At 57.7% G+C, this 15,377-nt stretch carries 13 protein-coding genes; 5 read left to right on the top strand and 8 right to left on the bottom strand.

Annotated features, from left to right (window positions below):
• Position 1: 1 nt before the first annotated feature.
• The 4 genes from ACP15P_RS04975 to rsmI all read right to left on the bottom strand — a co-directional run bounded on the left by ACP15P_RS04975 (position 2) and on the right by rsmI (position 4,041).
• A complete protein-coding gene (locus ACP15P_RS04975; RefSeq protein WP_424927407.1) occupies positions 2-1,654 on the bottom strand; it encodes a mechanosensitive ion channel family protein in 1,653 nt (550 codons plus the stop codon).
• A 96-nt stretch (positions 1,655-1,750) separates the two neighbouring features.
• Positions 1,751-2,701: a glutathione synthase gene (gene gshB, locus ACP15P_RS04970; protein WP_424927406.1), complete on the bottom strand. Its 951-nt coding sequence runs from the start codon at positions 2,699-2,701 to the stop codon at positions 1,751-1,753.
• A gap of 69 nt (positions 2,702-2,770) precedes the next feature.
• Complete coding sequence (locus ACP15P_RS04965) at positions 2,771-3,133, bottom strand: YraN family protein (protein ID WP_424927405.1); 363 nt, start codon at positions 3,131-3,133, stop codon at positions 2,771-2,773.
• Complete coding sequence (rsmI, locus tag ACP15P_RS04960; protein WP_424927404.1) at positions 3,130-4,041, bottom strand: 16S rRNA (cytidine(1402)-2'-O)-methyltransferase; 912 nt, start codon at positions 4,039-4,041, stop codon at positions 3,130-3,132. Before rsmI ends, ACP15P_RS04965 begins: the two co-directional genes overlap by 4 nt.
• A 187-nt stretch (positions 4,042-4,228) precedes the next feature.
• Between rsmI and ACP15P_RS04955 the strand changes: the two genes are divergently transcribed.
• Genes ACP15P_RS04955 through murJ form a run of 3 tightly spaced genes read left to right on the top strand, consistent with a single transcriptional unit; the run spans position 4,229 to position 9,748 of the window.
• Positions 4,229-5,422 carry a penicillin-binding protein activator gene (locus ACP15P_RS04955; protein WP_424927403.1) on the top strand — a complete coding sequence of 398 codons (1,194 nt, stop codon included), beginning with the start codon at positions 4,229-4,231 and terminating at the stop codon, positions 5,420-5,422.
• The gene (locus tag ACP15P_RS04950) at positions 5,412-8,210 is read left to right on the top strand and encodes a [protein-PII] uridylyltransferase (RefSeq protein ID WP_424927402.1); all 2,799 of its coding nucleotides are present in this window, start codon (positions 5,412-5,414) and stop codon (positions 8,208-8,210) included. Before ACP15P_RS04955 ends, ACP15P_RS04950 begins: the two co-directional genes overlap by 11 nt.
• A complete protein-coding gene (gene murJ, locus ACP15P_RS04945) occupies positions 8,207-9,748 on the top strand; it encodes a murein biosynthesis integral membrane protein MurJ (protein ID WP_424927401.1) in 1,542 nt (513 codons plus the stop codon). The genes ACP15P_RS04950 and murJ overlap by 4 nt, the downstream gene beginning before the upstream one ends.
• On the opposite strand, the gene ACP15P_RS04940 is transcribed toward murJ, so the two are convergent.
• The 4 genes from ACP15P_RS04940 to ACP15P_RS04925 all read right to left on the bottom strand — a co-directional run bounded on the left by ACP15P_RS04940 (position 9,745) and on the right by ACP15P_RS04925 (position 13,182).
• Entirely contained in the window at positions 9,745-10,800 is a 1,056-nt protein-coding gene (locus tag ACP15P_RS04940; RefSeq protein ID WP_424927824.1) for an NAD(P)H-dependent flavin oxidoreductase, read from the bottom strand. The two genes, murJ and ACP15P_RS04940, sit on opposite strands and share 4 nt — an antisense overlap.
• Positions 10,801-10,871: 71 nt before the next feature.
• Positions 10,872-11,630, bottom strand: coding sequence for a CDP-diacylglycerol--serine O-phosphatidyltransferase (gene pssA / locus ACP15P_RS04935; RefSeq protein ID WP_424927400.1), 759 nt, complete (start codon positions 11,628-11,630; stop codon positions 10,872-10,874).
• Between the two features lie 2 nt (positions 11,631-11,632).
• Entirely contained in the window at positions 11,633-12,325 is a 693-nt protein-coding gene (locus ACP15P_RS04930; protein ID WP_424927399.1) for a phosphatidylserine decarboxylase, read from the bottom strand.
• Between the two features lie 194 nt (positions 12,326-12,519).
• Entirely contained in the window at positions 12,520-13,182 is a 663-nt protein-coding gene (locus ACP15P_RS04925) for a cyclic nucleotide-binding domain-containing protein (RefSeq protein ID WP_424927398.1), read from the bottom strand.
• 471 nt (positions 13,183-13,653) lie between these two features.
• On the opposite strand from ACP15P_RS04925, the gene trpS reads away from it, so the two are divergent.
• Together trpS and ACP15P_RS04915 are read left to right on the top strand one after the other, a co-directional pair.
• A complete protein-coding gene (gene trpS, locus ACP15P_RS04920; RefSeq protein ID WP_424927397.1) occupies positions 13,654-14,682 on the top strand; it encodes a tryptophan--tRNA ligase in 1,029 nt (342 codons plus the stop codon).
• A 166-nt stretch (positions 14,683-14,848) separates the two neighbouring features.
• Positions 14,849-15,307 carry a universal stress protein gene (locus ACP15P_RS04915; RefSeq protein WP_424927396.1) on the top strand — a complete coding sequence of 153 codons (459 nt, stop codon included), beginning with the start codon at positions 14,849-14,851 and terminating at the stop codon, positions 15,305-15,307.
• The last annotated feature ends 70 nt before the right edge of the window (positions 15,308-15,377 follow it).

Here is a 15,377-nt window from a genome sequence, read left to right as displayed (position 1 = left end):
GTCAGTCCTGATCCTCAACAAGGGTACCGTCGCGGCTGTAGCGGTCATGCGGCCACCAGTCGGGGTGATTTTCCTGAATGAACTTAATCATCGCCTCCCGCAGACGCATTTCGGTTTCCCAACCGGTGGAGGGGTCGGGCGCCATTACATAAAGCGTGACTTCCTGGCCGCGCTCGCCGTGATCGGTTACCATGCAGTCCGCCTGCTCCGGCTCTATGACGCCATCCTGATCCTTCACCAGACGATTAAAAGCCTCCCGCACAACCGAGGCATCGGCGGAGTGGTCAAGAGTGAGTGAGATTGTCTTCATAATGCGGGCGTCTTTTACCGACCAGTTCTCGAAAGGTTTCGAGACAAAATATTTGACCGGCACGACGATCCGCCGCTCGTCCCATGTGCGAAGACGGATAAACGTGTAGAAAATGCTTTCGACGTAGGCCCAGTGTCCCTCGAATTGAACGCTGTCCCCGATGCGAACCGGCTTTGCGAGTGCAATCTGAAGGGATGCGAGAATATTGCCCAATACCGCCTGCCCCGCGATACCGAGCAGAACAGTCAAGACCCCGGCAGAGGCCAAAAGAGTCAGACCAACAGACTCAAAAAGATTGAGACGGGTCAGCACGAACACCGTCGCAAATCCCACCATCAACAGCACGATGATACGTCGTAGTGCGTAGATGGATGTATAAAGCTCACGTTTGTCCAGACTGCGCGTATCGTCGATTTCGCCAATGTAACGAAGCGTGATCCGGTCCAGGATCGCGTCGACGACCCGAAGAGCGGCGATTCCCACCCCTGACGTCATGACGACGATAAGCACGGGCTGCACGACACTCGTTATTGGTCCAGAGAACGAAATCGCCTGCCGCAGCAATATCTGAGCGACAATCGCCACGACAAAGAGCGCGAGCGGAACACCCGCCCGGGTAAATGCCGTCCTGAGGAAACCGTGGGGCGCTCTTTCGGCCAGACGTCCTACCAGCCAATTTATGAACCAGCCAATGCCAATAAGAAGAACAATCAATATGGGGACCGCGACCCATTCCCAAATGCGCAGACCGCTTAGTTCCTGCTGCATCGATTTCGGGATATGGTACTCGAATGCCCTGGGACCGTAGAGTTCATAGAGCGGTGGGACGTCCTCAACAGTTTGCGGCGAAAACAGCCAGACCGGCTCCGCATCCTCACCGGTGCTGTAACGGGCAAGACGGATTTCATAAGCCCGTCCAGCCACCTCAAAAAGCTTTATGCCCAGATCGCGCCGGACCTGACCGGCCTGGGCTTTCTCCGAGCCGTTTTCGACCATCGCGTCGGGACGGGACGGCAAAGACGACCAGTCGATCCAGACGCGGCGGTCCAGAACCTGGAACAACTGACGGGCGAGACGTGGACCTGCCTCTGACTGTTCCTCTTCCGGGATATTGGCGAGGTTCAAAACGTGGGACGCGTCGGTAAACCTGCCCTCATCCGACAGTTCCACAAAACCGCGCATTGCAGCCCGTGGCGTCGCGCGATCCAGTTCCTCGGGAGGGTCGCCTAGACCCGGGTTGACCGCATCAACACTGTACCAGGAGCGCGGTTCCTCCTGAGCCCAGGCAAAGCCCGCGCTTAACACCACAAGGAGAAGAAAGCATATACCCAGAACGAACCGCATCGTCCTGTAACGCGGATGTGAGCTTATGGTTCCCGAATAATCTCGAAAATCACTTTCTGAAGTTCAACTTGGCCAGGCCACGGGCCAGGTTTCGCGTCACTGATCCGAGGATTTTCGGCGCTCAATAGCTTCCCAGATTTTCTCCGTGACATTCACGCCATCGAAACGCTCCAGCTCCTGAAGCCCCGTCGGAGATGTGACGTTGATTTCCGTCAACCATCCGCCAATCACGTCAATGCCCACGAATATCTGGCCTTTCTCTTTCAGCAGCGGCCCAATCCGTTCACAAATCTCGAGGTCGCGGTCGGTCAGGTCCACCTTCTCGGCCCGGCCACCTACGTGCATGTTCGACCGCGTTTCACCCTTTTGCGGGACGCGATTGATGCCCCCGACACATTCGCCATCCACGAGAATAATCCGTTTGTCGCCGGCGCTGACATCTGGCAAAAATTTCTGAGCGATCAATGGCTCACGATTGATGCCCGTGAAGAGTTCATAGAGCGAGCTGAAATTCCGGTCGTTGGGATCGAGCCTGAACACACCGGCTCCGCCGTTTCCATAAAGCGGCTTCAGAATAATGTCGCCATGCTTTTCCTTGAATGCCCGAAGGGTGTTCATGTCACGGGCAATGGTAGTCGGCGGTGTAAGATCGGTAAAGCCAAGAACCAGCAGCTTTTCCGGATAGTTCCGCACCCAGAATGGGTCGTTCACCACCAGTGTTTCAGGATGGATCATGTCGAGAATATGAGTTGTCGTGATGTAACCCATGTCAAACGGCGGATCCTGCCGCAGCCAGACCACATTCCAGTCCGCCAGGTCCACGACGGTTTCCTCGCCCCGGGTGAAGTGGTTGCCCACCTCACGCCGCACCGTCACCGGCCAGCCCCGCGCGGTCACGCGTCCGCCGTCATAGGCCAGCCGATCGGGCGTGTAGTAGAACAGCTCATGTCCCCGTGCGGCGGCTTCCTCCATGATCCGGAAAGTGGAATCCGCGTTGATGTCAATGTTGTCGATCGGGTCCATCTGGACGGCGACTTTCAGGCCCATAGGCTCCCCCGTAAAAACGTTTCGGAACGACATGGCCCTTTGCATGCCTGTTTGACAAGAGGTCTGCGGTCACCACTCGTCGAAAGACGCGGCATTTTCCAGCCGCTCGCCCTGACCGGTACCGTCAACCAGAAATGCGTCGAACCTGCACGGGGTATCAGGAGACGCATGTTCGGCGAGGTAAATCATCGCCGCGCGGCCAATTCTGGCCCATTGTCGGGCTGAAATGGAACCCGCTGCGGTGTCGCGGGTCTTGCGCGCCTTCACCTCGACAAAGACGATTTCGGTACCGTCCTGGACAATGAGATCAATCTCTCCCTCGGCGCAACGCCATCTTTGCTCCAGTATTTTCGCACCGCGTCGTTTATAATCGAGCGCCGCGGTTTCCTCTGCTGCCAAACCGGACTGATGATTTCGACCACTGCCGGTCATTCGCGTTTACTTAGTTGAAGTGCACGCGCGTAAATCTCGCGGCGGGGCATCCCGAAACGCAGAGCAACCTCGCCCGCCGCATCCTTTACTGACATGGTCTCCAGAGCTTTGGTCAGCGAGGCATCCACGTCCTTTTCGTCCGCCTCTTCCTCCACCGGTGGTCCGATGAGGATCACGACTTCTCCCTTCGGCGCACCTTCTGAGGAATACCATTCAGCGAGTTCCTCCAGTGTGCCACGCCGGGTCTCCTCAAACTTTTTCGTCAGTTCGCGACAGACCGCCGCCTGCCGCGCCCCTCCCAAAACGTCACGCATTGCCGCAAGGCAAGCCGAAACACGCTTTGGGCCTTCGTAGAACACAAGCGTTGCGGGAACGCTTTTCAATGCTTCCAGAGCCTTGCCCCTCGCGACCGATTTCGGCGGAAGAAACCCATTGAACAAAAACCTGTCCGTAGGCAGGCCGGAAACACACAGCGCGGACAGGACGGCCGACGCCCCTGGGGCCGCCAAAACACGGTGTCCGGCCGCAATGACCTCTCGGACCAGTCCAAATCCGGGATCCGCGACCATTGGAGTCCCGGCATCCGAAACAAGCGCCACTGATTTTCCCGCTGCCAGTTCACGCAGCAACCTCGGTCTCTGGGCCGCACCGTTGTGGTCGTGATAAGGGATTATACCCCGCTCCTCGCGCCGAATACCGAGAATATCGAGAAGCTTACGCGTCTGCCGGGTATCCTCCGCGGCCAAAACATCCGCCTGTTCCAGAACGTCCATTGCGCGCAACGTGATGTCACGAACGTTGCCAATCGGCGTTGCGACCAGATGCAGCCCGTGCTCCGGCCTGCGCGGTTTACCTGGCACACCGCGCTGGTGAGGCGTTTCCGGATACCCGTCATCGTCGTTCGTCATGTGACCAAATGCCCGCACTGTTGCTGGACCGACAACCTATACAGCTGCGACCAAAATCAAAAGGACACATGAGGAACCCAACCTCCGCGAAACCGCTTTTGCGCGTTTACTTTTGATGGTTCAGACCGTAGCGTGCCGACCGCCGACCACTGTGAGAACCCAACACAACAGCCCAAGGTAGACTGTCATGCTGTCCAAAAACTTCTCCAGAAGAAACGCGATCAGGAGCATTGCTGTTGCGGCCGCCATGGGTGTGCTGTCCGCCTGTGCTCCCACACCCGGACAGCAGTCGTCGGGGTTCGGTGGAGACTTCGATCCGAATCAACCGGTGAAGGTCGCACTTCTCGTTCCGTCAGAGTCCGGCGATCCTGGGCGCGAACTGATTGCGCGCAGTCTGATCAACGCGGCCAACCTGGCCGTATCCGATCTGCGCAACGCCGACATAGACCTGACCGTTTATCCCACATACGGCACATCGGGCGGAGGATCGGCAGCCGCAAGCCAGGCCGTCGCGGAAGGCGCAAAAATCATCGTGGGTCCGCTGTTCAGCACCGCAACCTCAGGCGCGGAACCTGTCGCGGCCGGAGCGGGGCTGAAACTCCTTAGCATGAGCAACAACATCGAGGTTGCCAGCAACAACGTCTATATTCTCGGTAATACTTTCGCCAACACAGCGGACAGTCTTGTGGCCTATGCCATGTCGCGCGGGCTCAGAAACTTCGGCGTCGTTTACCCGGAAGGCCTTGAGGGCGAGACCGCCCGCAACGCGGCAAGTTCCGCAATCCAGCGTCGCGGGGCCACGCTTGTTGCTTCTGAACCCTACAGCCTGTCCGTCGAGGGCATCAACTCCTCCGCTCCGTCCATCGCTTCCTCGTTGAACTCCAATGGCGCGAATGCGGTTATCCTGACCGACGGCCCAACCGGTGGTCTTGGCTATATCGGTGATGCATTGCGGGACAACGGTGTGGACCACGCACAGGTTCAGTATCTCGGTATGCAGCGTTGGGATGTCAGCGCCGAAACACTGGCACTGCCCAGCATGCAGGGTGGCGCATTCGCAGCGCCGGATCCCGGGCTTCTTGGTGCGTTCCAGGCGCGTTACACATCTACCTTTGGCGAAAGCCCGCATGAGGTCGCCGGCCTGGCATATGACGGAATTGCCGCTGTTGGGGCGCTTATCTCGGAAGCCCGCTCATCCGGTGTCGCCGCATTTTCCGACGCCGCGATCACACAGCCCTCCGGATTTGCCGGCGTAGGTGGCGCGTTCCGCTTCCTTCCTGACGGCACAAGCCAGCGCAATCTTGCAATTTACGAGGTACAGGGCGCGCAGGCTGTCGTTGTTCAAAGGGCCGCTGGGGGTTTTGGAACCTTTGCCAACTGATCAGACGCCCCTGAAGAAAAAGAAGCCAAAGGGCTGGAAGGGCCTGTTTTCAAAGCCTAAAAATATTTTCGACGTCGAAGGGCTGATCGACGACGTAAATGCGGCCGTGAAGTCAACCGAAAACAAGTCGGCTCTGCGGCAGGAGATCGTGCCACTTCTGCAGACCGCGTATCAGTCGGGACGTGACCGCATTCGGGAGGAAGTCCTTAAACGTCCCCTCGATGCGCATCGGGCAATCCACGACTATTCTTGGCTGACCGACAGGATCGTTACACTGGTTCTCGACGTGTGCGCCGAACACCTTCACCCACGCCCCAATCCAACGGCATCCGAACACCTGGCCACTTTGGCTGTTGGTGGCTATGGACGGGGGGAGATGGCTCCCTATTCGGACGTCGATCTGCTGTTCCTAATCCCCTACAAGCAGACCGCCTGGGGTGAGAGCCTGGTTGAGAGCGTCCTCTACATTCTCTGGGATCTCAAACTGAAGGTCGGCCACTCGGTCCGCACCATCGACGACTGCATCAGGCTCGCGAAGACCGACGTTACCATTCGCACAACACTTCTCGAGACTCGCAGGATATGGGGTAGCGAGGAACTCTCCGCGCAACTGGACGACCGGATTTGGCCTGAACTTTTTGAGAAAACGGGGACGGAGTTCGTTGAGCTCAAACTCGAGGAACGGGACCAGCGGCACAAACGACAGGGTACGACGCGTTACCTGCTTGAACCCAACGTCAAGGAGAGTAAGGGCGGGCTCCGCGACCTTCAAACGCTGATCTGGATCGCCAAATACCTCAACCACGCTGACACCATGTCCGACCTCGTTCGCGCGGGTGTTTTCTCACGGGAGGAAGCCGATTCTTTCGCGGAGGCTGAGGCGTTCTTGTGGACCACACGGGTAAACCTGCACCTGCTGACGAACCGTGCAACTGAACAACTGACCTTCGACACGCAGGTCGAACTGGCCGAGAGGCTGGGCTACACCGGGTCGTCCGGCCAGCAGGCGGTCGAGCGTTACATGCAGGACTACTTCCGCCACGCGAAGCATGTTGGTGACCTGACACGCATCTTCTTGGCAGCTCTCGAAGCCCGCCACGCTAAACCACGCCCCAATATTCGTCAGACACTGCGTCACGTATTTACCTTCGGTCGCAGCGCTTCCGGATCAGCCTACCGGCTTAAACACGGACGTATCGACATCCTCGATGCCGACCGTTTCTTGGAAGACCCCGTCAACATCCTGCGCCTGTTCCGTGAAGGGCTGACCACAGGCATCCCGGTGCATCCGGACAGCCTCCGTCTTGTTGCCGCCAATCTCGATCTTATCGATGACAACATGCGGAACGACCCGGAGGCCAACCGGATTTTTCTGCAACTCCTTCTGGATCAAAACAGGCCGGAACGCGAACTTCGTCTCATGAACGAAGTCGGCGTTTTGGGCCGGTTCATACCGGAGTTTGGCCGGATCGTGGCGATGATGCAGTTCAATATGTATCACCACTACACGGTCGACGAACACACCATCCAGGTCATCGCGGCACTTGGCCACATCGAACAGGGCGATTTGGTTGAAGAAATCCCCATGTGTTCGGCCATCATGTCGAAAGGCGTGAACCGACGGGTGCTGTATGTTGCGCTGCTGCTCCATGACATCGGCAAGGGATCGGATCGGGATCATTCCGAATACGGTGCGGAAATCGCTACGGAACTGGCACCACGTCTTGGCCTAACCGAAGCGGAAACCGAACTGGTGGTTTGGTTGGTTGAAAACCACCTCATCATGTCCGACACGGCGCAGCGGCGCGACCTGACGGATCCACGAACGGTGCGCGATTTTGCCAAGATCGTGAAAAGCCCTATGAGGCTCAAACTCCTATTTGTTCTAACCGTTTGCGATATCCGTGGGGTCGGTCCTGGAGTGTGGAACAACTGGAAAGCCACGCTGCTCAGAACACTCTATTCCAATACGCTCGAATATCTAAGCGGCGGACAGTCTCAGGACCGTCCGGAACGCGAACGGCAGGCCCAGGAGGAACTCGCGGAAGCTCTGGACGGATGGACGGAAGAAGAAATTAAGGCGGAGTGGGACCGGCACTATTCGCCCTACTGGCTGGGCTTCGATACACGGACCCACAAAATATTCGCCAACCTGCTGCGAAACCTGCCAACCGACGGTGCCGGTATCAACATCGAGCTGGACGAGGAACGGGACGCCACGCAGGTCTGCTTTGCCATGGCCGACCATATCGGTATTTTCACGCGCCTGACCGGAGCGCTGGCCATTGTGGGCGCCAACACCGTCGATGCTCGCAGCTACACCACCTCTGATGGCAACGCGACGGCCGCGTTCTGGATTCAGGATTCGGAAGGTAAACCCTACGAACAATCGCGCATTTCCCGCCTGCGCCGCAGCGTAAGACGCATTCTCGAAGGTGAGGTCATCGCCGGCGAGGCACTGCGCGAGAAAGACCGGATCAAACCGAGGGAAAGCCGCTTCGTCGTTCCCACCCAGATCACCTTCGACAACACCGGCAGTGACGTCTTTACGATCATTGAGGTCGAAACCTTTGACCGCCCCGGTCTCCTCTATGACATCTGTCGGACCCTAACCCGGAACAATATTCCGATTTCCTCGCTGATCATCGCGACCTACGGCAAGCAGGCGGTGGATGTGTTTTACGTGAAAGACATATTCGGTCTGAAGCTTCACGCCGAGAGCAAACGAAACCAAATCGAAAAGCGGCTGCTTGAGGTTATCAACGCGGCACCGGGTCCCGATCCTTGAAGCGTTCAATCCGGCTCCTGCCCGCATTTCTGACCGTAGGAACCTGGACGCTGCTGAGCCGCGTCTTCGGTCTGGCGCGCGACATCCTGCTGGCATCGTACCTTGGCTCCGGACCGGCGGCCCAGGCATTCCTCGTGGCATTCACCCTACCAAACATGTTTCGCCGTTTCTTTGCAGAGGGCGCGTTCAACATGGCCTTCGTGCCCATGTTCGCCAAACGTTTGGAAACGGGGGACGAACCCAAAGAATTTGCACGCGACGCCCTGTCAGGCTTGGTCACCATTCTCATGGGTCTCTGCGTGGTAGCGCAGGTCTTCATGCCATGGCTCGTGCTTGCCATGGCAAGTGGATTTCAGGGGGATGAACGATTCGAACTGAGCGTTCACTACGGCCGCATAGCCTTCCCCTACATCCTGTTCATTTCCGTAGCAGCGCTTCTAAGCGGCGTCCTCAACGCTCTTGGTCGATTTGCGGCGGCGGCGGCGGCTCCGGTCCTGATGAACATTACAATGATCTCCTTTCTCCTGATCGGTGATCTGGTGGGAGGAGAGGTTGCCCTTTGGCTCGTCTGGGCGGTACCGGTAGCAGGCGTCGCGCAGCTTGTTTTGGTATGGAAAGCTGCAGCCAACGCTGGCTACCGGCTTGTTCCGCGCAGGCCGAGGCTCACACCGGAGTTGAAGCGGCTGGCCATTATTGCAGGCCCCGCCATCATTGCAGGCGGAGTGACGCAAATTAACCTGCTGGTGGGCCGACAGGTCGGATCGTTCTTCGATGGTGCCGTCGCCTGGCTGTCCTTCGCGGATCGCCTTTACCAGTTGCCCCTTGGTGTCGTGGGCATTGCAATCGGTATCGTACTGTTGCCGGATCTAGCCCGCAAATTGGGGGCAAATGACGAACAGGGCTCCCGTTTCGCCGTAAATCGCGCGACGGAATTTACACTGGCCCTGACCCTGCCTGCGACGCTCGCGCTGATTCTTATCCCCACGCCACTTGTTTCCGTCCTCTACGAGCGCGGGGAGTTTACCGCGTCAGATACCGCCCGAACCGCACTGGCCGTGGCAATTTATGGAGCGGGCCTTCCGGCATTCGTTCTGCAAAAAGTATTTCTGCCAATGTATTATGTCCGGGAGGACACCCGCACACCGTTGCGGTTCGCGGTCTACGGAATGCTGGTCAATGTGGTCGTTGCCATCGCCCTTGCCCCGGTTATGGGCTTCGCCGCAGCCGCACTTGGAACCACGGTTGCCGGGTGGGTTATGACACTGCTCCTTTGGAACGGCTCACGCAGCATGGGAGAGTCAGTCCGTGCGGATGCCAGGTTGTTGCGCACCCTGCCCCGCCTCATTCTCGCCACACTGATGATGGGCGGCGTACTGGTGGTACTGGAACAGGTTCTTTCAGCCCATCTTCAACTTCCGGTTTGGCGCTATGGTGCTCTCGCCCTGCTGGTCGCATTTGGAATGGCAACATATGCAGCGGCGGTATTGCTTACGGGTGCCATGACCCGAGCGGACATTCGCTCCATGATCCGCCGTTAGCTGCAGATTTGCATTTCCGCGATGAGCTCCTTTACGAGTTTACCGGCCGGCATTGACCGCGCCCGATCGCATCCGGCGCCCGACCACTGCGCCCCGTAACCCGTTTCACCGGCGGCTTTAGCAACACCGTTGAGCGCTTTTGCGAGGTCGTAGGCACACGGGTAAGCGGGCACTCCATCGGGACTCACTCCCTTGCCCCACGCCGTAAACGCGTTGCTTAGGCATCTTGCGGGGCGGCCTGATATGACACGCGTCATCACCGTGCTGCCGCCTTTCGACAAACGGTCACGATAGGCTTCATCGGCTGCACTTTCAGGGCATCCGACAAAAGCAGTTCCGAGTTGAGCCGCCGATGCACCCCAGCCCAGCGCCGCCACGACATGCTGGCCATCCATCAAACCACCTGCTGCAATCACCGGCAGGTTGGTCTCACGCACAAGCCGACGGGTCAGTGTCTCGGTATCGCACCGGTCATCGGGACCGTCAGGATCAAATATCCCCCGATGACCTCCAGCGCCCCAGCCCTGCGCGACCACGGCGTCAATCCCGGCCCGCTCGACGACCTGGCCCTCGAAGACCCTGGTTGCGCTTGCAATCAGAAAGCACCCTACTTCATGGAGTGCGCTAATCTGATCGGGCCGAGGCAAACCGAAGTGAAAACTGACAACCGCTGGGCGGGTTTCCAGAAGCATCCGAAACATGGCGTCGTTGTCGCGAAAGCTCCGGTAAATTTCATTCAGTTCAACGGGCGGAACGGCCCCAAATTTCGAGAAAAGGGGAGCGGTGTGTTCAATCCACGACTGTTCAAGCACGGCATCGCGCCGGGCCGGTTCGTGGCAGAAGAAGTTCACGCCAAAGGGTCTTTGCGTTTTTTGCCGCGTCTGCGCGATCTGCTCCGCTGCCGTCTCCACGTCCAAGGCGGCCAAACCCAGACTGCCCAGGGCACCCGCATTCGAAACCGCAGCTGCCATTTCAGGCGTGGACACGCCAGCCATTGGGGCCTGAACTATTGGCGCTGTCAGGCCCAGATTATTCGGAAACGCCCCATCCATGAAACTGAGGGACACATATTCCAGTCTTCAAATCAAGACAGCGAAAACTGGGTCCTCCACGGAGTGCCAAGCTACTGCGAGGTGTCCGGCCGCTTCCCGCTGACCAGAGCCCAGATCACCGCGCCAACATAGGCGATGCACAACGCCACCAGTGTGACCCATGCGTATGTCAGAGCCGCCGCACCAGTGAACGCAATTCCCACGAGGAAAAACTTCACGTTTTCACGCGAGACGGTGAGCGTTTTGAACGACCATGTCGGAATACGGCTGATAAGAAGCCACCCGACAAACACCATATGCAGGCAGATCATTGCCACCGGCAGCACTGGTTTTTCGGCAATCGAGAACGAAATGAACATCGGCAGCAACACGAGCAGAGCGCCCGCCGGAGCGGGTACGCCAACGAAGAACCGGTTGTCGAACTCATCGGTTTCCGATTTTGCGTGAACGTTGAAACGCGCCAGCCTGACCACGCAGCACACCGCGAAAATCAGCACGCAAATCCAGCCCGCGCTCCTCGTAGTGTCCAAAGCCCAGTAGTAGATCAGGAGAGGCGGCGCGACACCGAAGTTCAGGAAATCCGCGAGCGAACCCAGTTCCGCACCCATTTTGCTGTCGGATTTCAGTGCCCGTGCCAGTCGGCCATCCAAACCATCCAGAACCCCCGCAAACAGGACCAACTGAACCGCGAGTTCGTAATTGCCCTCAACACCCAGCCTGATCGCTGTCAGGCCGGCACAGATTGCGGCTATGGTCAGCACATTCGGCAACAGCGTTATGATCGGGAATTCCGACCTTGGACGCTGTTGAGGTTCCGGAAGGTTACCCATGGCTACCCCGTTCTGCCAGTTCGGGCAGGTCCGTCGTACGACATGTCAGCCAGTACCGTTTCGCCGGCGACCATGGTCTGTCCAACGCTAACCAGCGGCTTCACACCCTCCGGAAGGTAAACGTCCACGCGCGAACCAAACCGGATCAGGCCAAAGCGCTCGCCCGCCTCCAGCCTGGCATCGTCCCGCACGAAACAGACAATGCGTCGTGCCACCAACCCGGCAATCTGAACCACCGCGATCTGGCGACCGTCCTGCATTTCAATGCAAAGCGAATTGCGTTCGTTGTCACTGCTCGCCTTATCAAGGGAGGCGTTGAAAAATTTGCCCGGACGGTACGCAACCTTGCGAACGGTCCCTGCAATTGGTGAGCGGTTCACATGACAGTTGAAGACATTCATGAAAACGCTGACCCGTGTCAGTTCCGTACCATCCATACCCAGTTCAGCCGGTGGAACGGCACGGCCGATCAGAGAGACAACTCCATCGGCCGGACTGATGAACAGGTTACTGTCGACCGGTGTCGTTCGTTTGGGATCGCGAAAGAAATAGTAGCACCACACAGTCAGACCGAGACCAACCCAGCCAAGGAAATCGGACATAAGAAAAAGGGCCAGTGCAATTACCAGGAATATGGCGACGAAACGCCGTCCTTCCGGGTGCATTGGTTTTACGAAGGTTCCGATCATGTTCATACGCAAGTCTCCTGGCATTGGGCGGCGGCCACATCCGGCACCTGTCCATCCACGTATTCGCCCGGGTTTCGCCTGATGTATCGTGGCGACGGGTCATATCCCTCGCACGACGACTGAACAAGGGTCAATCAAGGCAGTGTGGCTGCCGTGGTCACATATGGATGCGCGAAGTAGAATTCCCGGTTACCCTTCGGCTACCCCGTCATAAGCTTGCGCTTCAGGTCCCGCCCGATGCCGTCAACAATACTGGTTCGCAGCTGCGGATAATGAATGTTCATCGCATCCAGCGTATTTGTGCCCAGGCGCCAGCATCTCGTTCTACGGGTGGCATAGGTATCGGCAACGGCCACGTCCTCATCAATCAGGGACATTTCGCCAACGAACTGTCCCGCACCTATGTGAGCTACAGTCCTGCCATCCCTCAGGACCTCAATATCACCGGATGAGACGTAATAGAGATACGGTGAGCGGACACCTTCGGTGGTCAATTTTGTTTGGCTTGGAAAATCGACCCATTCACCCAGGTCCAAAAGCTGCCGCGCCTCTCCCCGGCCCAAACCCCATAAACAATTGCCGACAAACCTGCGCTCCTCGTCAGTGAAGCTTGCGGCGTAGTTGCGACGAAAGATGACGACCAACTGATAGACATTGACGAGAATAAGCAGAGATTCCCAAAAAAGACCGACGGGATCCTGAAGCCAAACCGTGTCATAGATAATAGCCGCAATAGCGGAAAGAGTGACCATGACCCGTAACATGCCCATCGACCGCATCATCATGGACAGGACCATGAGCAGATACGACAGGTGCCCGATCAGCCCCCCGGGGGACAGCGCGGATTCGATCGTCAGTTCCATCGGTTGCACAAGCACCACCCCACAGAAATTCAGCCCCCTGTTAACGCTCCCGGCACCGGCCGGTCTCAGCGCCCACGGAATTTACTAATAGCGACCCCGGACACGGTGGAGGCGTACGCCCGGCCGAAATGCTCCGGAACTCCTCTATCCCCGTCCGATTGGACATCGGCCTCCACTCAAGACGCAGATTACACCCATCCCTTCGCCAACCGCGATGGGCAGTGGCGCTGCGTCTTCAGCTTCAAATCCTGATCCGATGGCGGGTGTTTGCGCGATGTACATGAAACGTTCAACCCACAGTGTGAGGTGCGTCCCGCCATGAGCGGAATATGGCCAAAAGACCCTTGTTTCGGCACGCTTCGATCCGATGGCCAAAGGCGGTTTCCGCAGCACCCACCTCTCTGCTGTTGACCGGAACCGGTTCAACGTGAATAAGCGCGGGGTTTGAAGTTGAACCTGCGGATCGCGACCATGTCAGAGGCAAATTTCCAGCCACGTGTTTTTTCAGGCATCCAGCCGTCGGGCAACCTGACCCTTGGCAACTACCTTGGTGCGCTGCGTCGTTTCGTCGACATGCAAAACGATGAGAACCCGGCGCTCTACTGTATCGTCGACCTTCATGCCATCACGGTTTGGCAGGAACCTGACGCACTTGCCATGGCAACCCGTGAACTGACGGCTGCCTACGTCGCATGTGGCATTGATCCGGAACGCTCAATTCTGTTCAACCAGTCCCAGGTTCCGGCTCATTCGCAGCTTGCCTGGATTTTCAACTGCGTGGCGCGGATCGGATGGATCAACCGCATGACGCAGTTCAAGGATAAGGCTGGGAAAAACCGGGAGAATGCGTCTCTCGGCCTCTATGCCTACCCTGCCTTGATGGCCGCCGACATTCTTGTGTACCACGCAACCCATGTCCCGGTGGGTGAGGATCAGAAACAGCACGTGGAACTGACACGCGACATCGCGGCGAAGTTCAACCACGACTTCGGTCTTGATTTTTTCCCAATGCCTGAGCCGGTCATTGAAGGTGCCGCGACGCGCGTCATGTCGTTGCGGGACGGCACCAAAAAAATGTCGAAATCCGATCCATCGGATATGAGCCGCATCAACATGACCGATGATGCCGACGCGATCGCTCAAAAAATCCGCAAAGCGCGTACCGATCCGGAGGCCCTGCCAAGCGAGCTCAAGGGACTGGATGACCGGCCCGAGGCGCGCAATCTGGTAAATATATATGCCGCGCTTGCCGGAACCCAGCCACAGGATGTTTTGACCGAGTATGGGGGGCAACAATTCTCGACGTTCAAGCCCGCGCTCGCCGATCTGGCCGTCGAACATCTCTCACCGATTGCAGGCCGAATGTCTGAACTGATGGCCGATCCGGCCGAAATCGACCGGATCCTGGCACAAGGCGCGGACCGGGCGGCGGAGATCGCTGAGCCGATTATCGACCGGACATATGAAATCACCGGTATGATTCTAAAACGCAAATCCTGATGTTTGGGGCCCGGTGAAGGCCTGAAAGATTGAAATAGTCTCCGCATTTTTGGGCAAAGTCAGGGGCTTGCAGGTTCACGCCTGACAGCCCCGACGAAACCTGTTGCGACTTTCGCTCCGCTGAAGGATGATCCCGAACCCTTTGCGGCAATCCAGGAGGGAACTCTTGCGCAAATTTCTGATCATTCTGGACGACCTTCCGGAAATGCTGAACGCGATGCGGTATGCCGCCATCCGTGCGTCCAAAACCGGTGGTGGCGTCGAAATGCTGGCGATTATTTCGAACGAGGAATTTCAGCACTTCATGGGCGTGGCGGATGTCATGCGGGCCGAGGCTCATGAGAAAATCGAAGCCCATTTCCAGGTTTTTAAAAACCGGATGGAGAAACGGGAAAAAATTACCCCGACTCTCGCCATTCGTGAGGGCGACAAGGTCGATGCCGTTCTGACCCACATTAAGGAAAACCCGGATATTGGCATCATCGTGCTGGGCGCCGGCACAGGTGGTGGGGGCCCCGGCCCTATTGTTTCCGCATTGACGGGGCGTCGGATGAACGAACTGCACATCCCTGTCACGATCGTGCCTGGTTCCATGACCAAAGAGGAGGTCATCGCGGTTACATGATGACGTGTGGCGGCTGGCAAGCTTGACTTGGTGCCCACAGAACACCAAATAACGGAGCGATCACGGGAGT

Source organism: Amaricoccus tamworthensis (genome assembly GCF_049800875.1).
Taxonomy (GTDB): domain Bacteria; phylum Pseudomonadota; class Alphaproteobacteria; order Rhodobacterales; family Rhodobacteraceae; genus Amaricoccus; species Amaricoccus tamworthensis.
Note: the sequence above shows the minus strand (reverse complement) of the source record. Positions and strands in the feature narration are given on the sequence as shown.